We start from the raw sequence: 25,615 nt of genomic DNA, 5'->3' as shown, positions 1-25,615 counted from the left end.
GGCCCGCGGCCTCTGGCGGGCGCGCGCGCTCACCCTATGACCGCGCCGCGGCGCGCCGTGGCATGGTGATGCGCGGTGCACGACTCCATCACGCTCGAGCAGCTGCGCACGTTCATCGCGGTCGCCGACGAGGGCAGCTTCTCGGCCGCGGCAAGGAAGCTCCGGCGCGTCCAGTCGGCCGTGAGCCACGCGATGGCCAACCTGGAGAGCCAGCTCGGGATCGCCCTCTGGGACCGGTCGACGAGGATCCCGGCGCTCACGGAGCACGGCCGCGTCCTGCTCGGCGCCGCGCGGCGGGTGTGCGCCGACGCGGACGCCCTCAGCAGCGCGGCGCAGCGGCTCGCCGGTGGCCTCGACCCGCTCGTCTCGCTGTGCGTCGACGCCATTTTTCCGCTGTCCGCGCTCGTCGATCTCTGCGTCGAGTTCGCGCGCGTCTACCCCACCGTGGAGCTCGTCGTCCACACCGAGACCATGGCCGCCGTCGCCGATCGCGTCCTCGACGGGACATGCCAGCTCGGCGTCGTGGGGCCGACGGCGACGGCCCAGGGGCTCGAGCGCCAGCACCTCACCTCGGTGCGCATGGTGCCTGTCGTCGGCAGGACACACCCGCTCGCCGCCGCCGATCCGCGCGGCGCGCGCGTCGCGACCGAGCAGCTGCGAGAGCACGTGCAGATCGTGCTGAGCGAGCGCGGCGGAGCGCGCTCGCCGGAGCAGGCCGTCCTGTCCCCCCGCACCTGGCGCGTCGTGGATCTCCAGACCAAGCGAGAGCTCCTGTGCGCGGGGCTCGGCTGGGGGAACCTGCCAGAGCACATGATCCGCGACGACCTCAACGCCGGGCGCCTGGTCCGGATCTGGCCGGCGGCGTGGGGGGACGACGAGCACGTCCTGCCGCTCGCCGTGGTCCACAGGCCAGGCCTCGTGCAGGGGCCCGCGGGGCAGTGGGTGCTGAAGCGCCTCGTCGAGCTCTGCCGCCAGCACGTGGGGGGCCCGGAAGCGCCGCGGTGACCTGACGTCGAGCGGGGTCGAGCAGGGAGGAGCGGCGAGCGCGCGCCCATCCACGCTCGCGCTCGCACCGGGCTCCCGGAGCCGGCGCCGCTGTCAGAGCGAGAGCCGCGACAGCAGATCGTTCACGCGGAGCGCGGCCGCGACGCTCCCGGCGTCGTGCGCGAAGTCCATGGCCGCGAACAGGTGGGTCTGCTCGAGGTCGAGCCGCTCCGGAGAGCGCTCGAGGAGCGCCATGTAGTGCTCGAAGAAGCGACGCTGATCCATCTGCGTGCGCTTCAGCACGGCGTGGCGCACCGTCGCGTGCAGCGCGAAGCGGCCCGCGAACGGCTCCTGCACCAGCCGGAAGCGGCGCAGCGAGGCCAGCGCGTCGCCGGCGCGCCGCCCGGCCCGCGCGAGCTCGGCGAGGGAGCCCTCGTCGATGTGGTCGCCGTTCGAGTGCGCCAGCACCGCGAGCATCCGCCGCGCCGGCGGCGAGAGCCCGCGGAAAGCCCACGCGACGAGCAGGCCGACCTCGGGGAGGTCGTCCTCGTGATCGATGACCCGCACGCGGTCGACGCCGCCCGCCACGAGCCACCGGTGGAGCTCGGCGACGTCGGCCGCGCCGCTGCCGACGATCGCGTCGGCGAGCTCCAGGGAGACCGGGTTCCAGCGGAGCAGGCGGGTCAGCGAGGCGACCGCAGGGAAGGGGCTCCGCCCCGACGTCACGAGCGGCGCGATGACCGGAAAGATGGAGACGCCGGCGACGAGGCAGCGCCGCGCCGTGATGACCCAGGTCACCGCCTCGTCGCGGAGGTCGTCGAGCAGCTCGGCGACGGCGCGGTCGTGCTCGTGGTTGTCGAGCACGATCAGCATCTCCCCGAGCGCCCGCAGGCGGCTCCGCAGCGCAGGCAGCGACGGCGACGGCCCTGCCCCGAAGCGGAGCGACAGCATGCCGCGCAGCGTGCGCGCGTCCCATGCGCCGACCCGGAACCAGTGGATCCCGCCGGGGAGCTCGCGCGCGAGCTTGTGCCCGAGCGCGCACGCGAGCGTCGACTTGCCGCTGCCGCCGGTGCCGACGAGCGCGACGCGGGTCGGGCGTGACGCGCGAACCGTCGCCAGGAGCGTCGCGAGCTCGCGGCGACGGCCGCGCAGCGAGGGGGGGCGGGGAGGGAACACGAGCGGCGATGCGGTCATCCCCGCGTGAGCGTACCAAAAAGCGCGCGAGGCGCCGGCGCTCGGCGCGGCGGTCGCGGCCGTCGCGGCGGTTCACCCGGGCGGTCGCGGCGGTCGCGGCGGTTCACCCGGGCGGCTGCGGTTCGAGCATGATCTGCTCTATCGCGCGGGAGATCGGCTCCGGCGACATCGAGGTGAGGCGGAGCCGGAGGGGCTCCTGCCCCTCCCGGATCAGGAACAGCGCCGGCACGCCCCGGACCTGGAGAGCCGCCGCCTCGGCCCGCGCGGCCTCGAGCTGCTGCACGACCTCCGGGCTGTCGCGCTGCGCCATCGCCTGCTCTGCGTCCACGCCCGGCACCTCGGAGGCGACGCGCAACAGGAGCTCGTCCGTGATCGCCGGGCGCTCGCGCGCCTGGAGCCGGAAGAAGCGGTCGACGAAATCAAAGAGCCGATCCTGCATCCCGACCGCGGCAGCCATGCGCGCGGCCTGCACGGAACTCGGACCGAGGAACGCGAGATTCCGGAATACGAGCTTCACCTGCTTCGTCCTCACATGGCGTTCGAGGATCACCGGCAAGATCTCGATCCCGTAATCCCGGCAATGCGAGCAACGCAGATCCGAGAACTCGACAAGCGTGATCGGCGCGCTCGGCTCCCCGAGGATGATGCCGTCCTGGGGAATGCCGGAATAGAGGTCAATCCCGCCCGTGACCGCGCCGGTGGGCTCCTGCACCGGCGTCTCGCCGGCGTCGTGGCACGCCGAGATCCCGAGCAGGAGCGCGGCGAGCAGGGCGCCGCGCCGCGCCACCGAGCCAGAGCGTGAATTGCGTGAATGAGCGAGTGCGTATGGTTCGAACAGCTCAGGACTCATTCTCGAGCATGCGGCACGAACCGTACCTCGATGGGGCCGCGTGTGAGAGATGCTTTCACGAGGATCTCGGTAAACCGTGCTGGGTGAGGACCTCCAGGCGAGGAAGGACTCCTCTCCAGGGCGCCGCGCGGCGCGAGGAGCGACACCGGCAAGCGCCGAGACCGCCGGAAGGGGTCAGGACATGGAGGTCTTCTCTCGGCGTTCCTCCCGCCGCGGCGGTTCGCGCGGCGGCGCGCCCGGCGCGGGCCGGCGCGACGCCGCGCCGGGGCGCTTGCCTGCACCCCGTCCCATCCGCAATGCTGTTGCGGAACCTTCGTGTCCTCGGAATGCCCTCAGCTCAGCGCCGCCCTGGGCCGCGACCGTGAACGGGGCGGCGCCTTCGCCCCGCGCGGCGCCGCGAAGCGAGCGGGCGCGTCCCTCGATGGATCCGCGCCGTCCGCCGACGGCGTGGCGCGGCAGCTCCGCGAGCAGGCGCAGGGCGCGCTCGGCGAGGTCCTCCGCGGCTTTCAGGCGGCGGATCCGCAGGGCGGCGACGTCGCGTGCGCCGGCTCCGCCGAAGGGCGGCGGCGCCTCCGCGCCGGCCTCGTGTCCGCGTTGATGCGGCTCATCTTCCTCCTCTACGCCGAGGCGCGCGGCCTGCTCGCCGGCGTGGAAGGCGGCGGCGCGCCGCTCGCCCGGCTCTTCGAGGATCTCCAGGAAGAACGGCGACGGCAGGGAGACGACCTCGAGCGCCGCCACGGCGCGTGGGCGAGGATCGCGGCGCTCTTCCGCGCGCTCCGCGATCGCGGCCCCGGGGGCGCGCGCGGCGGCCTCTGCGATCCGGACGCCCATCCCTTCCTGGAGGGGAGACCGTGGCTCAGCGACGGCGCGCTCCACAGGGTGCTCTCGGCGCTCCTCGTGCATGACGGCGTGCCGTTGCGCTACGGCGAGCTCGAGGTCGAGCACCTCGGCACGCTTTACGAGGGCCTCCTCGCCTTCGACCTCGAGATCGCCGAGGGCGAGTCGATGGCGCTCTTGCCGTCGCACGTCGTCGTGGATCTGGAGGCGCTCCTCGCCCTCCCCGGCCGTGACCGGCTCGCGCGGCTCGAGGAGGTGGCGGACCTGAAGCTCGGCGCGCGGCCTGCCGCGCGCGTCGCCGCGGCCGGCAGCGTGGCCGAGCTGTCGCAGGCGCTCGCGCGCCGCGCGTCCCCGCGGCAGCCAGACCGGATCGCGCGGGGCGCGCTCTACCTCCAGCCGGGGCAGCTCCGGCGGCGCGCGGGCTCGTACTACACGCCGCGGGAGATCACGTCGCATGTCGTCGAGCGCACGCTGTCGCCGCTGCTCGACAGGGACGGCCGGCCGGCGGCGCCCGCGGATGCCCTCGCGCTCGCCGTGTGTGATCCCGCGATGGGGTCCGGCGCGTTCCTGGTGGAGGCATGCCGCCAGCTCGCCGCGCGCCTCGTCGATGCATGGCAGCGCGCCGGCGCGGCGCCGCCCCTCGCCCCCGGCGAGCCGCCGCTCCCTCGCGCCATGGCGCTCGTGGCGGAGCGCTGTCTTCACGGCGTCGACCTCGACCCGCTCGCGGTCGACCTCGCCAGGCTATCGCTGTGGCTCGTCGTGCAGGACGCGCGCCTCCCGCTGAGCTTCCTCGACGGCAAGCTCCGCTGCGGCGATAGCCTCATCGGCGCCGAGCGCGCGGAGGTCGGCCGCTTCCCGTCCGCCGCGCGGCTGCCGGGCGGCCCCGGGGAGCGGCAAACGCGGCGGGCCCTGCTGCGGCAGGCTCCTGCGCCCCCGCGGCCGGAGGGCGCGCCGCCGGAGGGCGCCGACGGAGCGCCCCGCGACGGGCCCGAGGGCGCCGAGGGAGCGGATCAGGCGGCGCTCGACGCCTGGATGGCCCTGTGGTTCTGGCCGCCGGCGGGTGAGCTCGCGGCCCTGGCGCCGGCGCCAGCCACGTTCGCGCGCTACATGGCCGCCGCGCGCGAGCCGGCCGATCCGCGGGCGGCGCTGTCGCGGCGTATCGCCGAGGAGCGCCGGTTCCTGCACTGGGAGCTCGCGTTCCCCGGCGTCTTCGATCGCCCCGAGCCGGGCTTCGACGCCGTGATCGGCAATCCGCCCTGGGTCGCCTACGTCGGCCGCGCGGCGCAGCCGATCGCGCCCGAGGTCTTCCACCTCCACCTCCGGAGGAACCCGGCGTTCCACGGCTACCGCTCGCTGCACGGCCTGTTCGTGCACCGGGCCGCGTCGCTGCTGCGGCCGGGCGGGCGGCTCGGCCTCGTCATCCCGACGTCGGTGTCGGATCTCGATGGATACGGCCCGACGCGCCGCGCGCACGACGCGCTCTGCGCCGTGGACTCCGATCTTCCGAGCTTCGGCAGCGACGCCTTCGACGGCGTGTTCCAGCCGTGCATGGGCCTCCTCTCGACCCGCCTCGCCCCCGCCGCCCCGCGGGCGGCGGAGGCCGCCTCGTGGCCGCTCGCGCGTTCGGATCTCGACGTCGTGTCCCGCCGGCTCCTCGAGCGGCTCGGCGCGCTGCCCCCGCTGCCGGCGGCCCTGTTCGGCGAGCGCGGGTTTCAGACGACGGCCGAGGACGCCGAGCGCATCCGGCGCGCGAACGCCCCGGAGCCGCCGTACACCTGCCCCATCCGGGAGGGCGCCGACGTGGGCGAGCTGATCGCGCGCGCGCCGCGCCACCACGTCGATCGCGCCGGCGTGAAGGGCCGCTTCCGGAAGGACGAGGACTGGAAGGCGGTGCGGCTCCTCATCCGCCAGACCGCCCGCTATCCGATCGCCGCGCTGAGCGACGGCCTCCCGTTCCGCAACTCGATCCTGGCCGGCTTCTCCGACGCCACCTGGAGCGAGTTCGCGCTGCTCTGTTACCTCAACTCCTCTCCCGTCCGCTGGTGGCATTACACGCGTCACCGGGACGCGCGCGAGGGCATGCCGCAGGTGAAGATTGCGCACCTGCGTGCGATCCCTGCGCCCCCGCCGGCGGGAGCCGCCCTGATCGCGGCGCTCGACGCGCTCGGACGGGAGCTCGGCCCGGCGAACGCGGGCCTGCCGGCCGACGCCCGGCGCCACCTGGACGGGATGGTGGCGGACATGCTGGAGATGACCGAGGAGGAGCGGGGCTGTGTCGCGCGCTGGGCGGCGGCGACCCCCCTCCCGCGGCCGGACGGCTGAGCGGCGGCCGAGGCGCGCGGAGGAGCGCTCCCTCGTCGGTCCTCGTCGGTCCTCCTCAGTAACCGCCGTCGAAGCCGGGCGCGTCCTTCAGGTTGAACAGCACGCTGCGGAGATCGTCCAGATCGAACGGCTTCTCGAAGACGGCCGAGGCGCCCAGGCTGCGCGCGGTCGCGTGGAGGTGCGGGTGGCCGAACGCCGTGATCAGGATGACCGGCGGCCGCCGCCTCACCTCGGCGAGGCCCTCCAGGATCTCCATCCCCGAGAAGCAGGGCATCTGGATATCGCTGACGATCGCGTCGATCGGCTTCGGGGGCTCGTTCCCACCGAGGCAGGGCGCCACTTTGTCGAGCAGCTCGAGGCCGTTTCGCGCCTCGGACACCTCGAACCCGTCGCTGCGGAGCGCCATGGCGATCGTGGACCGGAAATCCTCGTCGTCTTCGGCCAGGACGATATGCTGACCTTTGCCGAACAAGCCGCAAGGCGGGACCAAGGGCTTATCGCCAATCCAGCTTTCCGTCAGGTTCATGGCAACTTCTCCTTCTTTGGGCCCGCCAACGCTGCGTCGTTGGACCGTCTACCGCGGTCCTCGGAGCTCAGCCCCGCAGGATTTGCAGCGCCCGTGCCATGCTGTCCTGTCTTGCGGTGGAGCGGTCTCGACGGGCTCGACCCCGCTCGTTGGCGGGGCGCTGTTCGAGGCGTAGGCGGCGCCGGCAGGGGCCCCCTTCGGGGCGGGTAGGGGCATTTTGCCGCGCGAGGGGCAGATCACGCCCATGCGGGGGTGTGGGGGTGCCTACGGGCGTCGAGGGACGTTCCGTCCCGAGAACGAGGCGGCCCCCTTGCTAGAGGTGAGGACAGCGACGGCGGGGGGGAGGGGGAGGCGGGGAGGGGCTGGGCCAGCTACGGCGGCTCTCCAGGCTGGTCGCTTGGAGCGGGCGCTGGCCCGGGGACGCTCGCGTCTACGTCTCAGCGGCCGCAGCCGCGGTGATGGTCGCGATCGTTGCGGTTGTCCTCGCAGTCGAGGTCGTCGCGGTGGGGGGCGCAGAGATAGCCGTTGTTGTACTTGTCGAGCATCTCGGACAGGGGCTTGCCGGTCACCCACGGCGCGTTCCTGCTGCAATTGTCCTTCACGTTGCTGCCGAGCGGGTACTTCTTGAGCCAGGCGTCGGCCTTGGCGATGGTGTCCTCGATGCAGCTCGACCGGTTGCCGATACCGACGTTGAGCTTGGCGACGATGAGGTGCTTCGCGATGATGTACGTGACGTCGCCCCGCGTCGGACGGCTGATGATGTCGAGGAGCTGGGACTTCGTATAGGTCTTGCCGCCGATGGTCAGCTTCGTGATCTTCCAGGCGCTCGGGTGGCTCTTCCAGTAGCCGGGGGAGCCGGTGCCGGGGGATGAGCACTTGCAGACGCCGCAGTCGGCCGCGCAGCTCGAGCAGTTCTCGACGCCCGCCTTGCAGACCCCATCGCCGCAGACCGGCGGACAGGCGCCGCAGTCGGCCGCGCAGCTCGAGCAGGTCTCACCGGCCTCGCAGACGCCGCTGCCGCAGACCGGCGGGCAGACGCCGACGTCGCTCGGGCACTCGAGGCAGTTCTCGCCGGGCTCGATGACGTTGTTGCCGCAGACCGCGGGGCAAGCGCCGCAGTCGCCGGTGCAGTTCGAGCAGTCCTCGCCGTTCTCGCAGACGTTGTTGCCGCAGACCGCGGGGCAGGCGCCGCAATCGTCCGAGCAGGTGCCGCAGTCCTCGCCGGCCTCGCAGGTGCCGTTGCCGCAGACCGGCGGGCAGGTGCCGCAGTCGGCCGCGCAGGTGCTGCAGCTCTCGCTGGCGTCGCAGGTGCCGTCGCCGCAGGCGGGCGGGCAGACGTCGCAGTCGGCGCTGCAGCTCCCGCAGTCCTCGCCGCTCTCGCAGGTGCCGTTGCCGCAGACCGGCGGGCAGGTGCCGCAGTCGACGGCGCAGCTGGAACAGCTCTCGTCACCGCCGCAGACGCCGTTGCCGCAGGAGAGCTGGTAACCGAAGTCCGCGTCGAGCAGGTCCTGTGCCCAGCCGAGCGAGACCGCACCCACGTTGTCGAGCCCGCCGTCGGGGTCGGCCGTCGGCTCCTGTCCAGCGAGCGGACCACTCGTCATGAAGTTGTCGGACGTGACGACCACCGAGTAGGCGCCCGCCGGGAGCGTGTCGAAGAGGTAGAAGCCGGGCTGGCCGGTGTAGGGGCTCGTGCCGGTGATCGTGAAGTCGATCAGCTGGGCCCCCTGGAACAGCTCGACACGGACGCCATTGACGCCGAGCTCGCCGGTCTCCGGCTCGTAGAGCCCGTCGGCGTCGCTGTCGAGCCACACCGTGTCGCCGATCGACGAGTACGTCACGTAGCCGAAGTCGGCGTTGGCCACGTTCTCCCCCGCGTCGAGGGACACGCCGAGCGGCTCGTCGTCGCTGGTCAGGATATGGCCGAGCGGGAGCGTCGCGTCGTCGACGTCGACGACGTAACAGCCCGCCTCGAGCTCGGTGAAGCGGTAGACGCCGTTCGCGCCGGTCACGGCCGTCTGGAGCAGGGCGCCGTCGGCGACGCCGTCGCAGTTCGCGTCGCCGAAGAGGTCGACGACGACGCCGGAGATGCCGAGCTCCGAGGCGTCCTCGATGCCGTCCGCGTTGGCGTCGAACCACACCTTGTCGCCGATCGAGCCCTTCGGCGCCGTGTAACAGACCTCGAGGAGAGGCCGGTAAGACACATCGGTGTGGGCGCTGCCCTTGTACGACGTCTTCCCGCTGGCGCCCTCCTCGAGGAGGATCCCGTGGCTCGGCGCCGTCCCGTCCACCCAGTCCTGCACGATCCCGGTGAGATCGACCGAGCTCCACCCGGTGACGTTGGGCACGAACGAGGTGAACGCGGCGGGGTCCATGCCGCCGAAGTTGTTCCACGTGACGAGCTCCTCGCTCCAGGGGGCGAGCACCTGGTGGACGTACACGGTCTGCGCGGTGCTCGTGTACGTCTGGGCGTAGAACGTGGCCGACGTGACGAGAGAGCCGGCGGGGATGGGGCTGAGATCGAAGCGGAATAATGCGCGCTTCTCTCCGACCGAGCTCGAGTACCCGGTGTTGACCTCGAACGGGGTCGGGACGTGGTAGCTCGGGGCGAGGCTCCAGATCTCGGCGTTGTAGATGTCGCCGAGGACACCCCGCTTGATCACGGTGCAGGTGGGCGACGGAGCGGTGGTGTTGGCGAGGCTGGTGGCGGTGATGAACAGCGTGGCGAGCGCGGCAGAAGATGCGATTGCGAACTGCTTCATTGGTAGCTCCTCGAGGTCCTCACGGGTGAACCATTGCTGGAGCGTCATCCGAATAGAAGGCACCATGACACACGGGTCAGGCGAGGTCGGTTTCGCGGGCTCCGGTCGGAATGAGCCCCCGCGGGCTGATCAGGATCGGATCAAGTACGCGGGTGCTTGTGCTTCGATCGGAGAGCGGATGCGCAAGGTAACAGTGTGTAAGTTAGCAACTCAGATCTGGAGGTGTCCAGATCTTTTTGGCGATAGGTGCGAGAAAAGTGTCGAGTTGCACGGTGACAATTTTGGGTCGTGCGGTGACGCTTTTGGGCTGCTCACGGTCTGCTCGCGGTCCGCGAAGACGAGCGCAGTCTGGCGCATCGAGTTCGATGGCCAGAGCACTCGCCGGCTCGACGGTCGGCGCGCAGCTCGCGGTTCGCTTGGGGCGCGCTGGACGTTCGGCGGCGAGCGGCGACGCTCAGCGGCCCTCTCCGACCCTTCGCAGGGGTCGAGGGACGAGCAGGATCGGATCAGGTACGCGGGAGTGCCTGACGAGATTTGATGCAGAATGCGCACGGGACCATTTTTCAATGTAACGAATCTTTATTTTGCCTGTCCAGATCCTTTTTCGCGGTGTGAGCATTTTGTACGGCTCTTGCTCTCGGGCGCTTGTGAGGGTGGCCCCGGGCGGTTGCGTGTCACGCGTTGCTCGTCTGCTCGTCGCTCACGCACGCCGGGGACCTGCGCCTCGGACCCGCGGGCGCCCCGCCGCCCTGGACGCGGTGGTTGGTCGATGGTCGGGCGCGGGACGCGGTGGCTGAACGAGCGGGCCGCGCCGCCGCTCGCTGCGGTCTGGCACCTCGCGCAGCTCGCGCCGCACGGCACCGCGCGGGCGGCGCTTCGAGCCTGCCGGCTGCCGCCCGCGCGCGGGCGCTGCTACGGTTCGCCTGTGCGACGCCCGCTGCTCGCCTCGTCGGCCCTGCTCCACGCGCTTCGCCGTGCGTCGCTCGCGTCGCTCGCGTCGCTCGCGTCCATTGCTCTCGCCGTCGCCATCCCTCGCGCCGGCGCCGCGCAGGACCTGCCGACGCTGAGCGGGTCCTGGACCGCGAGCGCCCTCACTGAACAGTGGTCGGTCTCCGCCTGGGGGCAGGCGTGCGGGCCCAGGCCTCGCCCGCAGGGTGCCCCGGGCGGCGCCGTGCAGATCCAGCAGCACGGCTCGGAGCTCTCGATCTCGGGCGCCGGACGGTCGTGGAGCACCGCCGAGTGCTGGGAGCAGATGCCCGGGCTCGCGCGGAGCAAGCACTCGGCGTCTGGCAACGCGCGCTCCTGGCAGACCCGCTGCACCACGCCGGCCAGCGATCCCCGCCGCGCCGTGGTCACCACCACGACCCAGGCGACCGACGCCAGCATCAACATGGTGGAGACGGGGCAGTACCAGTTCATCATCCAGGACACGACCTGCAGCGCGTCGGTCACGAGGACGCGGACCTACACGCTCGTCCGGCGCGAGGGCGAAGCGCCCCCCGCGGCGAGCGCCCCGCCGCCGGTGGCGAGCGCTCCGCCGCCGGTCGTGAGCGCTCCGCCCGCGGCGCCCGCCGCAGCCGAGAAGAAACCCGCGGCGTCGCGCACCTGCGACGCCCCCGGCGAGCCGGCGCGCCTCGAGGTCACGCCGTCGCGCAAGCTCATGCGGCCGGGCGAACGCTTTCAGTTCCGCGCGCTGGTCATGGATGCGGAGGGGTGCGCGCTCCCGACGAGGCCCACGTGGTCGATCGCGCCGGGGCCGCTCGCTTCCGCTGCGACGGTCGATGCGACAGGCGCCCTCTCGCTCGGCGCCGGTGCGGGCGAGGGGGCGCTCGGCCTCGTCGCGTCCGTCGCCGGCAAGGGGGTGACCGTCGCGATCGAGGTGACGAGCCCCGATCGTTACGACGCGCTCCTCGCTGCGAGCGGGCTCAACGATGCCGGCGAGAGCGAGCAGGCCGCCGTCGTGGTGATCGCGGCCGGCACCATCGGCGGGCGCACGACCTCGGGCGAGGACCTGGGACGCCAGCGCAAGAACCTGTTCGTGGCCATCGTGGGCGGGGTCGCGGCCTGCCTCGGATTTGCCGGGTTGATCCTGCTCCGCCGAGGCCGCCGGCGGACAGGAAGCGACGTGGAGGGCCCGTCCTCCACGGCCGGCGCCGCCGGCGAGCGCGACAGCGCAGGCGCCGAGGGCGCGCCGGCGCCCTCGGGGGCCTCGCTCGCGGGCGCCGCAGGGCCAGCCGCGGCGCCGGTCCGGCCGACGCTGCGGGCTCGTGGAAAGATCTGCCCAACCTGCGGCGACCGCTATCCGAGCGAGGCGATGTTCTGCGGGAAGGACGGCACGCAGCTGCTGCTGCTCAATTGATCGCGCCACACTGCGCGCGCTGAGCGAGGACGTGGACGCGCGCTGCGTCATCGCGCGGCGCTGCGCCGGCGGCGATCATAAAAGAAGTCGCCGCCTTGATCGGCCTCGCGCCGTCCCGCTATTCTGCGTCGACCGACCGGGCCGCGTGATCGTGCGCGTGTGTGGTCGTTGAACCCATGCCCGCATGCCGGAACGGGAAGGGCGACAGTCGCATGAAGATTACGTGTGAGTCGTGCCAGGCCAAGTACACGATTGCCGACGAGAAAGTCGCCGGCAAGACGGTCAAGATCAAATGCAAGAAGTGCAACCACTCGATGGTGGTCCACGGCGCGAACGAGGCTGCCCCGGCCGCACCGCAGGACGCGACCGTGGAGCAGCAGGGCGATCTGTCGGATGACGCCGAGGCGAAGCTCGTGGCCGACGTGGGCGGCGCGCCCGCGGCGGCGGCGCCCGACACGTGGACCGTCAACGTCGCCGAGGGCGACGAGCGGACCATGACGACCGCCGAGCTCGTGGCCGAGTACGCGCGCGGAGGCCTGAGCAACGACACGTACGTGTGGAAGGACGGGATGGGCGACTGGCTGCCGATCGCCAGCGTCCCGGAGCTCAAGGAGCGATTCTCCTCGCAGAAAGACGCGGCGCCCGCGCCCGCAGCAGCCGTCGCCGCGGCGGCGCCCGCTGCCGCTGCGCCCGCGATCGCGACGCCCATGCCCGCTGCCGCCGCGCCCGCTGCCGCGGCCGTCCCTGCTGCAGCTGCACCGGCGGCCGCAGCGGCGCCTCCGCCCGCAGCGGTCTCTGCGCCGGCCGCCGCTCCGGCGCCTGCCGCTGCAGCTGCGCCGGTCCCCACGGCTCCGGCGCCTGCTGGGCTCAGGTTCGGGCCCGAGGGGACCGTGGTCATGAAGGACTCGCGGCGCGCCCTGAACCAAGCGGGGGCCGCGACCCCGGCGCCTGCAGCCGTCGCATCGGCGAAGGTCCCGGAAGCTGCGGCGCCGGCGAGTCCAGCGGCCGCGGCGACGGCGAGCCCAGCGGCCGCGGCGCCGGCGAGCCCAGTGGCCGCGGCGCCGGCGAGCCCAGCGGCCGCGGCGCCGGCCCCAGGCGGCGCACCGGCGCCAGCGGCTGCGCGTCGCGCGGCCCGGGGGGCCGCGGTCGACGTCTTCAGCGCCGCGGAGCGCGCCGAGGACCCCGCCGGGTCCGCCCCGCCGCCGGGCCTCGATCGCCAGGTGGGCGAGCGCAACGAGAACTCGGTCCTCTTCTCGCTCTCGGCGCTCACCGCGACCGAGAACGCGGCGGCGGCCAAGCAGAAGGAAGAAGACGAGCTCCCGTCGGGCCGGCGTCCCTCGAACCGCCCCTCGAAGAACAACGGTCGAGCCGGCTATGACGACCTGCTGAACCTCGGCGGCGGCGCCATCGCCTCCGCGCCGATGCTCGCGCCGCCGCCGTTGCTGGCGCCGGTGACGGACTCGCGGCCGCCTCCCTCGATGTCGCTTCCGTCCAAGGCGTCGGTGCCGCCCGCGTCGCTCTCGTCGCTCTCTCCGCTCACGGCGCCGGAGGCCTCGACCAAGAAGGGCCGCACGGGTCTGATCGCGGCCGCGATCGCCGCGATCGTGCTGATTGGCGGCGTCGCCTTCTTCTTCATGCAGTCGCCGACGCAAGAGGCGTCGACGGTCACGCCGGAGCAGGCGAACACCGCCCCCGCCGAGGTGCCGAGCCCTGCGCAGACGGCGGCGCCGGCGCCGCCGTCTGCCGAGACCGCTGCGGCCGCAACGCCGTCCACGGCGGAGACGGCGGCGCCGTCCGCGGAGCCCACCGCCAGCGCCGAGGCCCCGAGCGCCGCGACGCCCGCTGCCGCGACGCCCGCCGCGGCGACGCCCGCCGCGGCGGAGAAGCCGGCGTCCGCGCCCGCCGCCGCGGCGGAGAAGCCGGCGGCATCGAAGCCGGAGCCGGCGGCGTCCGGAGGCGCCGAGTTCAACCGTGGCGCCGCGAGCTCGGCGCTCGGCGCGGCCGCTGGCTCCGCCAAGAGCTGCAAGAAGGCCGGCGGACCGACCGGGACCGGCAGGGTCAAGGTCACCTTCGCGCCGAGCGGCAGCGTCACGTCGGCCGAAGTCCAGGGGGCGCCTTTCGCCGGGACCAGCGTCGGCGGCTGCGTCGCCAGGCTGTTCCGCGGCGCGCGGGTGCCTGCCTTCGGCGGGGGCTCGGTCTCCGTCAGCAAGTCCTTCACCATCAACTGATCGCGGCCCGAGCACGGGCGCTCCCGCGAGTGGCCCTCGCGGCGTGCTGGAGGGCTTTCTTCAGGCGCGAGGGCCCGCGGCAGCGGGGCCGAGGGCTCCTGTCGCGCGCAGAGCCTGCGTTGCGCGCCGGGAGGCTTCTGACGCGCCCACCAAGGTCTCTGCCAGCGGCGCGGGAAGGCCTCCGATGCGCGCCCGGAGCTTCCGTCTCACCGAAGAGGAGGAGACGACATGGGCGGTGCTCGTGACCAGGGCAGAGCGGCTCGGGCGCTAGCCACGGTGCGGTCCAGGGGGGACGGTTCCCGGGCATGGCGAGCAAAGCGCCTGTTCAGCGCAATCCCAAATCACTCGGCAGATATCCCCGTAATTCATGGGTGGAGCCACGTCACCGGTGCGCGGCGCCTTCGGGGCACTCGATGACACCCACTCCTTCTGTTGGCCTGCTGGACGGCAACGTTGGCCTGAGGCAACCGAGCCAGGTTGGGCCAGCGGCACGGGCGCGTGTGAGGGACGATTGAGAGATGAGATGGTTTGCCTTGTCGTAATTGCGCGACACCGCTCGATGCCATCTCATGAGTCGCGTCCAAAAATAGATTTCTTTTCCATGGTCAACCTGCCTGCGACTTGCTAGCGAATCGGCCTCAGAGACGGCGCGCCGCCGAGCCCGTATTGGGCGGTGCAAGAGCGACGCTTGTCCTTCCGCGCCGCGGAGGCGCTTGCCCCATCACGCCGGCCATTTGCACACGCCGGCCAGAAGGATCGACCCATGGGCGTGCACGTGATTCTCGACATCGATCCGCGAGGCATCGACGAGGCCGAGTGGGCAGCCACCTACGACGAGACGCTCGCGCTCCTTTCGGCGTGGCAGCCGCGCCTCCTGGGTTGGGGCTGGCGCTCGATCGAGGGGGTGCGCGTGCCGATGTACATGCGCTCGCTCCGTCGTGATGTCGATGACCCCAGGAGGGCGTGTTGGTCCGTGGTCGGCGACCGCGACAGCCTGCACGAGCGGGAGATGCGTGAGCTCGGCGAGCTCGCTGCCAAGGTGTGCGCCGGCGGCGGTGGTGATCGGTGACGCCCACCCCTCATGACGCGCTGTTCAAGTCCACGTTCAGCCAGCCGGAGCACGCGGCCGTGGCGCTGCGCCAGGCGCTGCCTGCAGCCCTGGCGGCCCGCATCGACTTCGCGTCGCTGGTGTTGCAACCTGGCAGCTTCATCGACGAGGCGCTCGCCGCGAGCCACAGCGATCTGCTCTTCACCGCCAGACTGGAGCGAGCGTCGCTGTTCATCTACGTGCTCTTCGGCTGGTGCTGTGGTGCTTCCGGCATGCGCGCGATCCCGAGGATCTGGTGGAGCGCCTGTCGGCGTGGCGCGACGTGGTCCAGGAGGTGCGTCGGGCGCCTGACGGAGGGGCTGCGCTCGTGCGCGTGTGGCGGTAGTTCTTGAGCATCGCCGACCCGCGCGAGCCCGACAAGCTGCTGCCGAGGCTGCTCGTGGCGGCGGGACCGGATGCCGAGGAGGAGATCGTGACCATCGCAGATTACCTTCGCGAGGAGGGCCGGCTGGCAGGCGAGCGAGAGGGCCGGCTGGCGGGCGAGCGAGAGGGCCGGCTCGAGGGGCAGCGGAGCACGTTGCTGAAGCAGCTCCGGCTGCGCTTCGGCGAGCTGCCGCAGCCGATCGAGGCGCGCATCCGCGCCGCCGACGCCGTGCAGATCGACGGCTGGACCGAGCGTGTGCTCACCGCGCCCACGCTCGACGACGCGCTGGCCGAGCGCTGACGCGGCGGTGAACGTCTACCCCCTGCGCCGCCGGCAGAGCAGACCGGCCAGCGCGAGCCCCGCGAGCCAGCCGGCGCTCCCATCCCGGCCTCGCGGGCTGGCCGCGCAGGGGCCGAGCATGCCGCTGCCGGCCGCGTAGAAAGACTCCGGCTCCACGGCGACCTCGGTCGGCGGCGCGCCCGGGGCGTCGCCGTTGCCGTCCGTCGGATCGTCGCTGACCGGCGCGCCGAACGCGCCCGCCGCGGCGATCTTCGCCTGGTTCTTGATGAAGTCCGGCGCGTCCGCGTCGACCGTCACCTCGAAGCGCACCGTGACGCTGCCGTCGACAGGGATGCTCCCGCCCTGCGCGCCGTCCGCCCCATCCCCGAGCCAGAACGTGACGGTCCGCGTCGCGGGATCGTACTCCCCGAGGTCGTCGCCAGGCGCGTCCGTCTGGGGACCGGCGTTCGGCCCATCGACGATCGACAGCGAGCCGGGGACGAACGTCACCCCAGCAGGCAGCGCGTCCGTCAGCACCGCGCCCACGGCCTCGTCATTGCCCGTGTTCGTCGCCGTGATGCGGTATTCGACGGCGTCCCCGCGGTAGGTCGGCAGCCCGCCGAGGTCCGTGGCCACCTTGCTCGATTTGCTGAAATCAGGCCCATAGTTGGAGATCGACGTCACCCACCCCGCGAGGAAATAGAGCTCGTCCCTGCTCGTGGCGACGAGCGTGGCCCGATCGTCCCCCGGCGTGAGCTTCGCGCTGACGTCCACGATGTCGATGTCGACCCCCGACATGCTCTGAGGCGTGCCCGGGATCCTCGGGAGATCGCCCTCCACCGACACCGCCTTTCCGAGCGCCGAACGGGTGCTGTTGAAGAAGTTGTCGGCGGGGTTCAGCTCGTCGCTCAGCGCCTCGGCCAGATCGGGCTTCCCCGGGTTCTTGGGGTTGAAGAACACGCTGTCACCGGTGTTCGAGTTGTCGCCCTCGAACGCGACGATGCCCAGCTTCGCCACGAAGCCGGCGTCGGGCACCTTGAAGCCCGAGAGCTCGACCTGCTGCCAGCCCACGTCGGAGACCCGGTCGAGCCCGTCGAACAGCGCGAGGTTGCGCATCGGCGATCTCGGCGCCTCGTAGAACACCACCATCCACCACGCCACGAAGACCACGTCGTCGTCGCTGTCCCTCACGTCGACGACGTCCACGCCGCCCACCCGGTAGGCCCCGGCGCCGCTCTCCTTCACGATCGAGGTGATGTCGGCGACGGACTGGTAGTTGTGCGACTCGTTGGGTTTCCCCTGGTTGATCACCGTCTCGACCGAGTCGATGGCGGTCACCGTGCCGTCGTAGCCGCCCGCGTGGTGGAGCTCCACCTCCGGATCGGCGCCGGCGGTGTTGCGCGCGGCCCAGTACAGGAACGCGTGGGTCACCGCCGCCCCCTCGGGCAGCGTCAGCACCGCGGTCGTGCGCGCCATCTCCGGGGTGATATCGAGGCTCGCCTCCGCCCTGCCGTCAGCAGGCGAGTCGGACCGCCAGAAGAGATCGGGCCCCGACTCGACGGTCGACTGGCCGCAGGCGCCCATCGTGCCCTCCGTGGGCCTCGGCGTCGCGGAGCGGCACTCCTGCCCGATCGAGCTCCCGATGAGGGCGAAGTCGCCCTGCTGATCGATCTGTACACGCAGCTTGGGCTCGGCCGTCGCGCTGGCGGTCGTGAGCCCGATCAGCGTGAGGGACGCGAGCCCCGTGATGCTCAACTGCTTTCTCATCGATCCTCTCCGGTCTCTGCCTGCGGCTTGTACGCGGCCTTCTTGATGATGTTGAACTGGACTCGCCGGTTCCGCTGCCTCCCGGCTTCCGTCGCGTTGTCGTCGATGGGCTGCTCCCGGCCGTAGCCCTGGGCCGTCAGCCGCGTCGAATCGATGCCGCGGCGGACCAGCGCCGCCATGACGGAGTTGGCGCGGTTCTGCGACAGGATCCTGTTGTGCTCCACCGTGCCCCGGTTGTCGGTGTGACCCTGGATCTCGATGAGCACGATCTCCGGGTGCTCCTTCAGCACCTCGGCGACCTCGTCGAGCAGCGGATCGCTCACCGGCTTGATGGTGGCCTTGTCCGTGTCGAACTGCACCTGCTGGAGGATCACCACGTGCTTCTCGGTCACGCGCACCGCCTTCGGGCAGCCGTGCTTCTCCGGGTCCGGATCCGCGAAGCCCTTCTCCCTCGGGCAGGCGTCCGTGTCGTCGCGGAACGTGTCGCCGTCGGTGTCGCGCGGGCAGCCGTTCTTCGCCGGATCCTTCGAGCGGACCCCCTTGACGTCGGGGCAGGCGTCCTCGGCGTCGGCCACGCCGTCGTCGTCCCGGTCCGGCGGGCAGCCGTTCTTCTTCGGGTCGTCGCTGCGCACGCCGGCGATGGCGGGGCAGGCGTCCTCGGCGTCGACGATGCCGTCGGCGTCGCGGTCCGGCGGCGGCGGGCAGCCGTTCTTCTTCGGGTCGTCGCTGCGCACGCCGGCGACGGCGGGGCAGGCGTCCTCGGCGTCGACGATGCCGTCGGCGTCGCGGTCCGGCGGCGGCGGGCAGCCGTTCTTCTTCGGGTCGCCGCTGCGCACGCCCGGCACGCTCGGGCACGCGTCTTCGGGGTCGCCGATGCCGTCCCTGTCCTTGTCGGTCGGCTGCTCCGGCGTGAAGGCGGCCATCGCGACGGCGCGCACGTCCGGCGTCCCGATGCCCGAGGTGATCCCCGGCCCGACGCCGATGCCCGCCTCCATGAAGGGCAGGAATCGATACCTCGCGTCGAGGAGGAGCTCCGCGTTGGTCGAGCGACTGCTGATGTCCTCGAGCACCATCGCGGCGCTGAGCTCCGGCCCCACCTGGAGCCGGCCGTCCAGCGCGAGGAACCCGACGCCGCCGCCCAGCGTGAGCATCGTCCCCTGCGCCACGCCGCCGAACGACTGGGAGCGCCGGACCTCGGTGCCCAGCGCGGTCGACCAGACGAGCCGATCCATGCGGCCGCCGGCCGCGACGTACGGCATCGCCCGGACGCTCCCGTCGCTCACGAACGAGTCGTCCGCGCCGGTCGGCAACCAGAGGTAGGCGCCGACGGCGAGCTGGAACGGGTCATGGTACGCACCATGGAGCTGCAAGCGCGCGCCGAGCCGCACGTCGCCGAGCGCCGCGCCGCTCGGCGACGGGAACAGCTGGCCGCCGCCGCTCGGGCTGTCCCCGGACTGCAGCGCGGTGAGCGGCGCATCGAGGTCGACGCTCAGCTTGTTCCAGAGCGGGAGCGACGCGCCCAGGCGGAACGTGAGCTGATCGCTGACGACCGCGCCGATCTCGGCGCCGTCGCGCTCGCGCCGCAGGACCAGCGGGTTGCTCGCGTAATCGGCGAGCAGCATCACGTGCGGTGTGAGGTGCCCTGCCACGAACGGCGACGGCACGCTGAACATGCGGTCCCCGGCCGGCGCCGGCACGAAGCGGCTCAGGGCCATGCCTCCGGGGTTGACCGGCGCGTCCTGCCCGTGCGCAGGCGCGGGAAGGAGAGGGACGACGACGAGGGCGGCCAGCGCGGTGGCAAGCGAACGGAGAGGCCAAAGTCTCATGAGGTGGCACCCTGCATCGGCGGGTTTCGCATGACGATATAAGACGCTGTCGCGGATGAGTATACAGGTCGGCAAGTGCGGAGTCTTGAACAACGAGCGACGTCGTCCGCATGTTCGTAGGACTTGCGCGCACCTCCCCGGACCATTCCCCGACCATTCCGCGCCACCCCCAGCGCATTTCCCGATCCGCTGAACGAACGAGAGGCGATCGCGCGCAGGCGGCGCGCGCTTCATCGCAGCGACGCCGCCGCGAGCGGGCCGTGCCGCGCGGGCGAAGTCGACCTCGTCGAAGAGCGCATATCCCGCGCTGCCCGCCGGACGACTGTAAAGAGAGGGACCGTCGAGCCGCAGAGAGGGCCGGGAGAGCCCATGTCGTCGCGGCGGCCCCGGCGCGATGCGGTCCGACTCCAGGGTCGGTCGCTCCAGCCACCCTCGCGAATGGCCAGCGCGACGGCGCGACCGCTCCGGCGCCCCGTCGCGCTGGCGCGAGGCGGGCGCCCGGGCCGGCAGCGCGGGATCGCCGGCGATGCGGCGGCGCGCCGCACACCTCGCCCGGCGCGCCCTTCGTGGCGCCTGCCCGCTGCGCAGCGAGCGCGCTCGGCGCACGCCGCTCACCGAGCTCGTGGCACGCCGGGCGCTCGAACCGCCGCGGCCTTCGAGGGCGAGCCTCGAACGGCGCGGGGTCCGATCCGGACGGAGGACCTGCTGGACGGCACAGGGGGCGCTCGGGCGCCTGCGCTCTGGACGCCGAGCGGCTATGGTTCGCGGCACATCGCGATGGGCACCCTCCTCAAGCGTGCGCTCGACCAGGCGGCGGTCTGGCATCGAGCCCAGAAGCGCAAGTATCCGAACGCCGACGTCCCCTACATCAGCCACCTCGCCGGCGTGGCGGTCCTGCTCGCGCGCCACGGCTTCGACGACGAGGTCGTCGCGGCCGGCGCGCTGCACGACGCCATGGAGGACCAGGGCGTCACGTTCGACGAGCTGAGCCAGCGCTTCGGCGATCGCGTCGCCACGCTCGTCCGCCACGTGACCGAGCACGACAGGGCGCTGCCCTGGGAAGACCGCAAGCGGCTCTATCTCGAGGCGTTCCCGAAGAAGCCCTGGGAAGCGCAGGCGATCACGCTGGCTGACAAGATAGACAACTTCCAGTCGATCATCGTCTGCGCGCGCGAGCACGGCGATCCGTGGTCGATGTTCAAGCGCGGCAGGGACATGCAGATCGCGAGGTTCGAAGAGCTGCGCGCGATGTGCCGCGGCCTGCCGCCGCACCCGCTGCTCGACGAGTACGGGGCCGTGCTCGACGAGCTCCTGTCGACGGGCTGAGCGCCGGATCCGCGGGGGCTCGGCGACGCGCTCCGGGGCCTCGGGGCTCGGCGGCGAGCGGAGCTCCGCCCGCGGCCAGGAGATCCTGAAAATCGAGGCCTCGGAGACACGGTGTGTCTCGAACGTGCGCGAGGTGACGGCGACGCGCGCTGGACTCCGGAGAAACCCTCTCGGGGCTGCGCGCTCGGTGAGAGCAAGCGTGAAGGGTCCAGAGCTCCCGTGAGCCACCCTGCCCCGCTCCGTGCCGGATCGGGTTCACTCGCGCCCTCCGCTCCCTTCATGTGAGCACGACGAGCACCCCTCCTGCCCGTCCCGGGCGAGCGACAACCACCCTGATCCTGGCCGGCGCTGCGTTCCGGAGCGGCCGGGGCGCGCGCGCCGACAGCCGCTCACCGGCACATGCGATGCACCGGGTGAGGGGAGCTCCTCCAAGGAGGCACCGATGAAGCTTCTATCTCCCCGCCATCATGGATACGTCGATTACGCGGTCGTCGTCCTGCTCGCGCTCGCGCCGCTCGCGCTCCGCCTCGATCCGGTGCCCACGGCGGTCTGCTACGTCGCCGCCGTGGCGCACCTCGTCGTGACGCTGCTGTCCGATCAGCCGCTCGGCGCCGCCAGGATGATCCCGTTTTCGGTGCACGGCGCGCTGGAGACCTCCCTCGCCGCCGCGCTGCTCGCGTCGCCCTGGCTGTTCGGGTTCTCCGCCGAGCTCCCGGCGCGGACCTTCTTCGTGGTCACCGGGCTCGCGCTCGTGCTCGTCGCCCTCACCACGAGGTACTCGACCGGCGCCGCCTCCCGGCAGGAGCCGTACGACCGCTACGATCGCTGAGCCGCGCGGGCGGCGCTCAGCAGGCGGAGACGGCCGCCTGCGCCTCCCGCATCACCTCGGGCCAGGCCGGATCCGCGCGCGACACCTCCATGGCGATCGCCAGCGGATCCTCGCCGGCCGCGATGGCGAGGCGCGCGGCAGCGGAGCCGGTGAGCAGATCGAAGGCCGGGATCGTGTCGACGTACTCGTACCGCTCGGTGCGGAAGCGGAACTGCTCGGGCTGCTGCCTGCAGGCGAACGCGATGAGCGCGACGTACGTCGCGACCGGGCGGAAGGCGCGCGGATCGGTGACGTGGATCTGGACGCCGCCGCAGATCTTGCCCGCGTGCTTCTGGAAGGTGGGCCGGAAGGTGAGCGGCCGCGCGACGAAGCCCGGCAGCGCCGTGGACGCGAGGCGCGCGGCGAGATCGCGGCCGTCGAGCCAGGGGGCGCCGACGATCTCGAACGGGCGCGTCGTGCCGCGGCCCTCCGACAGGTTCGTCCCCTCCAGCAGGCAGCCGCCCGGGTAGACGAGCGCGGTGTCCGTCGTCGGCATGTTGGGCGACGGCAAGACGAACGGGCGATCCCACCCGGACGCGAGCGCCTCCCGGCGATGACCCTCGACCGCCACGACCTGCAGCCCGCAGGCGACGTCGCCGAGCGGGATGCCCTCGCGCCGCGCGAAGAGCGCGACCAGCTCGCCCACCGTGAGCGAGTGGCGGATGGGCACCGGCTCCAGGCCCACGAACGACAGGAACCCCGGCGCCTGCGTCGCGCCCTCGACGCTCTCCGCCGCGCCCCCGAGGGGGTTCGGCCGGTCGAGCAGCACGACGTGCACGCCCGCCGCGTGGGCCGCCCGCAGCGCGAGGAGCGCCGTCCAGACGAACGTGTAGTACCGCGCGCCGACGTCGGCGAGATCGATGAGGAGCACGTCGATCTGCGCGAGATCCGCCGCGGAAGGCGAGAGATCCTCGAAGCTTTCGCCGTACAGGCTGACGATGCCCGCGCCGGAGCGCGCGTCGACGCTGCTCATCACCGTCGCCATGTCCTGCGCCTCGCCGCCATAGCCGTGCTCCGGGCCGAAGAAGAGGCGCGGGCGCAGGCGGAGGCGCTCGAGGACGAAGGCGATGTGGATCAGCTCGCGATCGACGCTCGCCGGGTGCGCAAGGACCCCCAGGCGAGTCGAACGGAGGCGCTGGAGCTGCGGAAGATCCGGGAGGCGGTCCAGTCCGACGTGCACGTCGCTGTGCTACCAAGGCGAGCGCGTGCCGTCCATGCGTCCGCGGTGGATTCTGTGTGACGCGCGGCGACGGGCGGCGTCACTCCTCGGGGGCGCTCTCCGCCAGCGCGTCGAGGTCCATCGGCGCGGCGTCGTCCGCCGAGCCTCCGTCGGAAGGCCCCGCCGGCCACGCCTCCTGCCCGTCGTCGCGCAGGTGGATGCGCTCGAGATAGAGCCCGTCCGGCGGCGCCGTGATCCCTGCGTCGCGCCGGTCCAGCGACGAGAGCGCGCGCGCGATCGCGCCGGGCGCGAGGTGGCCGCGCGCCACGTCCATCAAGGTGCCGACCAGGATGCGCACCATGTTGTGCAGGAACGCGTTGCCCTCGACGTCGATCCGCACGACGCGCGGGTCCGCGGGATCGAGCGACAGCTCGACGCCGTACAGCGTCCGCACCGTGGTCGTCCGCTCGTCCGCGCTCGTCCGGAACGCGGCGAAGTTGTGGGTGCCCTTCGCGGCGAGCGCCTCGGCGCGCGCCCGCTCGATCGCCTCGTCCGTGATGCCCTCGACCCGCCAGGCGCGACGGCTGAGGAACGGGTCGCGGACCAGATCCCGGAGGACCAGGTAGCGGTAGCGCTTGCGGAGGCTCTCGAAGCGCGGCGAGAACCCGAGGCGCACCACGGCCGCGCGCCGGATCACGATCTCTTCCGGGAGGTGGCGCGCGGTCGCGAGGACCCAGCCGCGCGGCGGCAGCGGCGCCGTCGTGTCGAAGGCGACCCGCTGGTCGCGCGCGTGGACGCCCGCGTCGGTGCGGCTCGCGCCGCGGATCTCGCGGATGCCGGGGTCGATGACGCGCAGCGCGCCGAGCAGCTCTCCCGAGACCGTGCGCTGGTCGCGCTGGCGGGCGAAGCCCGCGAACGGACGCCCATCGTAGGCGACCGAGAGCAGGATCCCCCGGCTCGAAGCGGCGCTCCTCGCCACGGCGCGATCGACGCGCGCGGCCTAGCCGCCGCTCCCCCCGGCGCCGCCCGCGCCGCCCGAGCCGCCCGCGCCGCCGGCACCACCCGCACCGCCGGCACCACCCGAGCCGCCGCCTCCCCCGTCGCCGTCCGAGCCGCCGTCGCCGCCCGTGCTGGCCGAGGAGGTCCGCGACGCATACCCCTTGACGCACTCCGGGTTGACGAGGCCCTCCGCGTTCTTGCAGCACTCCTCAGGGGCCGCCAGCTGGCCATTCACCACGCAGGCCGGGAGCTGATAGCAACCGTCCGGATCGTTCTCGATTCCCTGGTCGGCGTTGAGGTTGTTGTCGCAGAGCGCCGTGGTTCCTTCATCGACGTGGCACGCGGCGCTCTGCAGGACGAGCGGCGCGAGCGCGAGGAGGAGCAAGCTGGCCATCCGGGGGGGGAGCGTTCGCATCGGCTGCTTCCTATTGCTTGATGGTGAAGTTGATCGGAACGTTCACCACGACGCATCCGCTCTGCGGCGGAGGCAGTGATTTGCCGCGGAAACGTCCCAGGACGCAAGACGCAATCTCGCCCGAGCCCACCGTGTCGTTGAGGATCGAGGCGCTGCACACCGCGCCGTTGGAGGCGACCTGCACGCTCACCGTCAGCTTGCCGGAGACCTCCGAGGTGCGCAGCGCGCGGTTATAACAACCCTGCGCCGAGCGAGCGAGCCCCAGGACGGCGGAGTCGAGCGCGGGCGAGGTCGCGCCGTCGCCGCACTTGCCGGAGCAAGGCGACTTGCCGGTGGTGGCCGGGCCCTGCCCCGACGCGACCTTGCCGGCGTCCACGCCGGCGTCCTCGACCTCCTCGACGGGCGGCGGCGGCGGGGGCGCGAACAGCGGCGGAGGCTCCGCGGGCTTCGTCTCGGCGGGGACAGCGGCGGTCGGCGCGGCAGGCGGCGCGGCCGGCTCCGGGCGCAGCTTCCAGTAGAGCAGGCCCGCCATGAGCGCAGCAAGGACGACCATTCCTGCGATGTAAGGCCCAGGGCCGCCGGATTTTCCCGGGATCTGCTGGGATGACGGAGGCATCGATGCGGACACGTTGAGAAGTCCTCCCGGAGAGACGCGCGAGGTCCGGCCGCTTCGGCGGGACCGTCGTGCGCCGGAGCCGAGACGCGGGCGCGTCCGGCGGGGGCGAGTCTACAAGGGCGGGCAGGGAAGCGCGCCAGGAAACTGGATGCGCCCCGGATGAACACGACAGCGCCGCGCGGAGGGCTGCTCGCGCGTGGCTGGCGCGCAGGCGGCTCAGCGCGCGTGGCTGGCGCGCGCAGGTGGCTCAGCGCGTGTAGAGCGACACCGCGGTGTCACCGTAGGCGCGGCTCGCGGTGCAGGTGAGCCCAGCGATCTCCGGGGAGGGATCGCGGCGCGCGTGCTCGAGGACGAGGCGCCCTTCCGGGGCGAGCAAGCCGAGCGGGCCGGCGAGGCGCGCGGCCGCCGCGGCGGCCTTGGCCAGGACGGCGTAGGGCGGATCGAGCAGGGCGAGGTCGAAGGGGCCCTCGTCGCGGAGCAGATCGAGCGCGCGCTCGACGGGGAGCGGGACGACCCGCGCCGCCTCGTCGAGGCCGAGCGCGGCGAGGTTCTCGCGGAGCACGGCGAGCGCGGGGCGGCCGCTCTCGACGAAGACCGCGCGCCGCGCGCCGCGCGAGAGCGCCTCGATGCCGAGCGCGCCGGTGCCGGCGTACAGGTCGCAGACGAGCGCGCCGGTGACGTCGCCGAGCGAGGAGAAGAGCGCCTCGCGCACGCGGTCCGCCGTCGGCCGCGTGCCCTCGCCGCGCGGCGCGGCGAGCCTCCGCCCGCCGAGCCGGCCGGCGATCACCCGCACGGTCGTCCCCCCGTCATCGCGGGCAGCGAGGCAGAG

20 protein-coding genes are annotated in these 25,615 nt (G+C 72.6%); 9 read left to right on the top strand and 11 right to left on the bottom strand.

What is annotated here, in order from left to right; genetic code table 11:
- Positions 1-75 precede the first annotated feature (75 nt).
- A complete protein-coding gene (locus WME73_RS44730) occupies positions 76-1,005 on the top strand; it encodes a LysR family transcriptional regulator (RefSeq protein WP_437742371.1) in 930 nt (309 codons plus the stop codon).
- Between the two features lie 93 nt (positions 1,006-1,098).
- On the opposite strand, the gene WME73_RS44725 is transcribed toward WME73_RS44730, so the two are convergent.
- Positions 1,099-2,178 carry a hypothetical protein gene (locus tag WME73_RS44725; protein ID WP_437295898.1) on the bottom strand — a complete coding sequence of 360 codons (1,080 nt, stop codon included), beginning with the start codon at positions 2,176-2,178 and terminating at the stop codon, positions 1,099-1,101.
- Positions 2,179-2,281: 103 nt separating this feature from the next.
- A complete protein-coding gene (locus WME73_RS44720; RefSeq protein ID WP_437742369.1) occupies positions 2,282-3,028 on the bottom strand; it encodes a DsbA family protein in 747 nt (248 codons plus the stop codon).
- Between the two features lie 315 nt (positions 3,029-3,343).
- Here WME73_RS44720 and WME73_RS44715 point away from each other — a divergent pair, with 315 nt between their 5' ends.
- Positions 3,344-6,187 carry an Eco57I restriction-modification methylase domain-containing protein gene (locus WME73_RS44715; protein ID WP_437913540.1) on the top strand — a complete coding sequence of 948 codons (2,844 nt, stop codon included), beginning with the start codon at positions 3,344-3,346 and terminating at the stop codon, positions 6,185-6,187.
- Between the two features lie 55 nt (positions 6,188-6,242).
- Here WME73_RS44715 and WME73_RS44710 read toward each other — a convergent pair whose 3' ends face one another.
- Together WME73_RS44710 and WME73_RS44705 are read right to left on the bottom strand one after the other, a co-directional pair.
- On the bottom strand, positions 6,243-6,713 hold the full coding sequence (locus WME73_RS44710) for a response regulator (RefSeq protein ID WP_437295895.1): 471 nt from the start codon (positions 6,711-6,713) through the stop codon (positions 6,243-6,245).
- 437 nt (positions 6,714-7,150) lie between these two features.
- On the bottom strand, positions 7,151-9,472 hold the full coding sequence (locus tag WME73_RS44705; RefSeq protein ID WP_437913539.1) for an SdrD B-like domain-containing protein: 2,322 nt from the start codon (positions 9,470-9,472) through the stop codon (positions 7,151-7,153).
- A 769-nt stretch (positions 9,473-10,241) separates the two neighbouring features.
- Here WME73_RS44705 and WME73_RS44700 point away from each other — a divergent pair.
- From WME73_RS44700 to WME73_RS44680, 5 genes are all read left to right on the top strand, one after another.
- Positions 10,242-11,831 (top strand): hypothetical protein, encoded by a 1,590-nt coding sequence (locus WME73_RS44700; RefSeq protein WP_437913538.1) that lies wholly within the window; start codon positions 10,242-10,244, stop codon positions 11,829-11,831.
- 212 nt (positions 11,832-12,043) lie between these two features.
- On the top strand, positions 12,044-14,059 hold the full coding sequence (locus WME73_RS44695) for a zinc-ribbon domain-containing protein (RefSeq protein WP_437913537.1): 2,016 nt from the start codon (positions 12,044-12,046) through the stop codon (positions 14,057-14,059).
- Between the two features lie 763 nt (positions 14,060-14,822).
- Entirely contained in the window at positions 14,823-15,128 is a 306-nt protein-coding gene (locus WME73_RS44690) for a hypothetical protein (protein ID WP_437913536.1), read from the top strand.
- Positions 15,125-15,499: an Rpn family recombination-promoting nuclease/putative transposase gene (locus tag WME73_RS44685; RefSeq protein ID WP_437913535.1), complete on the top strand. Its 375-nt coding sequence runs from the start codon at positions 15,125-15,127 to the stop codon at positions 15,497-15,499. The genes WME73_RS44690 and WME73_RS44685 overlap by 4 nt, the downstream gene beginning before the upstream one ends.
- Positions 15,496-15,831, top strand: coding sequence for a DUF4351 domain-containing protein (locus tag WME73_RS44680; protein WP_437913534.1), 336 nt, complete (start codon positions 15,496-15,498; stop codon positions 15,829-15,831). The genes WME73_RS44685 and WME73_RS44680 overlap by 4 nt, the downstream gene beginning before the upstream one ends.
- 15 nt (positions 15,832-15,846) lie before the next feature.
- On the opposite strand, the gene WME73_RS44675 is transcribed toward WME73_RS44680, so the two are convergent.
- Both WME73_RS44675 and WME73_RS44670 read right to left on the bottom strand, forming a co-directional pair.
- A complete protein-coding gene (locus WME73_RS44675) occupies positions 15,847-17,577 on the bottom strand; it encodes a DUF3344 domain-containing protein (protein WP_437913533.1) in 1,731 nt (576 codons plus the stop codon).
- The gene (locus WME73_RS44670; RefSeq protein WP_437913532.1) at positions 17,574-19,403 is read right to left on the bottom strand and encodes an OmpA family protein; all 1,830 of its coding nucleotides are present in this window, start codon (positions 19,401-19,403) and stop codon (positions 17,574-17,576) included. Before WME73_RS44670 ends, WME73_RS44675 begins: the two co-directional genes overlap by 4 nt.
- Positions 19,404-20,180: 777 nt before the next feature.
- Between WME73_RS44670 and WME73_RS44665 the strand changes: the two genes are divergently transcribed.
- Together WME73_RS44665 and WME73_RS44660 are read left to right on the top strand one after the other, a co-directional pair.
- Positions 20,181-20,729, top strand: a complete 549-nt coding sequence (locus tag WME73_RS44665) for an HD domain-containing protein (protein ID WP_437742360.1) — start codon at positions 20,181-20,183, stop codon at positions 20,727-20,729.
- 442 nt (positions 20,730-21,171) lie between these two features.
- The gene (locus WME73_RS44660; protein WP_437854331.1) at positions 21,172-21,558 is read left to right on the top strand and encodes an SPW repeat domain-containing protein; all 387 of its coding nucleotides are present in this window, start codon (positions 21,172-21,174) and stop codon (positions 21,556-21,558) included.
- A 16-nt stretch (positions 21,559-21,574) separates the two neighbouring features.
- On the opposite strand, the gene WME73_RS44655 is transcribed toward WME73_RS44660, so the two are convergent.
- The 5 genes from WME73_RS44655 to rsmD all read right to left on the bottom strand — a co-directional run bounded on the left by WME73_RS44655 (position 21,575) and on the right by rsmD (position 25,579).
- Positions 21,575-22,777, bottom strand: a complete 1,203-nt coding sequence (locus WME73_RS44655; RefSeq protein ID WP_437742358.1) for an exo-beta-N-acetylmuramidase NamZ family protein — start codon at positions 22,775-22,777, stop codon at positions 21,575-21,577.
- A 79-nt stretch (positions 22,778-22,856) separates the two neighbouring features.
- On the bottom strand, positions 22,857-23,735 hold the full coding sequence (truA, locus tag WME73_RS44650) for a tRNA pseudouridine(38-40) synthase TruA (RefSeq protein ID WP_437742357.1): 879 nt from the start codon (positions 23,733-23,735) through the stop codon (positions 22,857-22,859).
- 21 nt (positions 23,736-23,756) lie between these two features.
- Entirely contained in the window at positions 23,757-24,170 is a 414-nt protein-coding gene (locus WME73_RS44645; RefSeq protein WP_437913531.1) for a hypothetical protein, read from the bottom strand.
- Between the two features lie 10 nt (positions 24,171-24,180).
- Entirely contained in the window at positions 24,181-24,723 is a 543-nt protein-coding gene (locus WME73_RS44640) for an AgmX/PglI C-terminal domain-containing protein (RefSeq protein ID WP_437854323.1), read from the bottom strand.
- Positions 24,724-25,033: 310 nt separating this feature from the next.
- Complete coding sequence (rsmD, locus tag WME73_RS44635; protein ID WP_437854321.1) at positions 25,034-25,579, bottom strand: 16S rRNA (guanine(966)-N(2))-methyltransferase RsmD; 546 nt, start codon at positions 25,577-25,579, stop codon at positions 25,034-25,036.
- Positions 25,580-25,615: the final 36 nt, after the last annotated feature.

The sequence above is a fragment of the Sorangium sp. So ce302 genome (assembly GCF_051530145.1).
GTDB lineage: Bacteria > Myxococcota_A > Polyangia > Polyangiales > Polyangiaceae > Sorangium > Sorangium cellulosum_B.
Note: the sequence above shows the minus strand (reverse complement) of the source record. Positions and strands in the feature narration are given on the sequence as shown.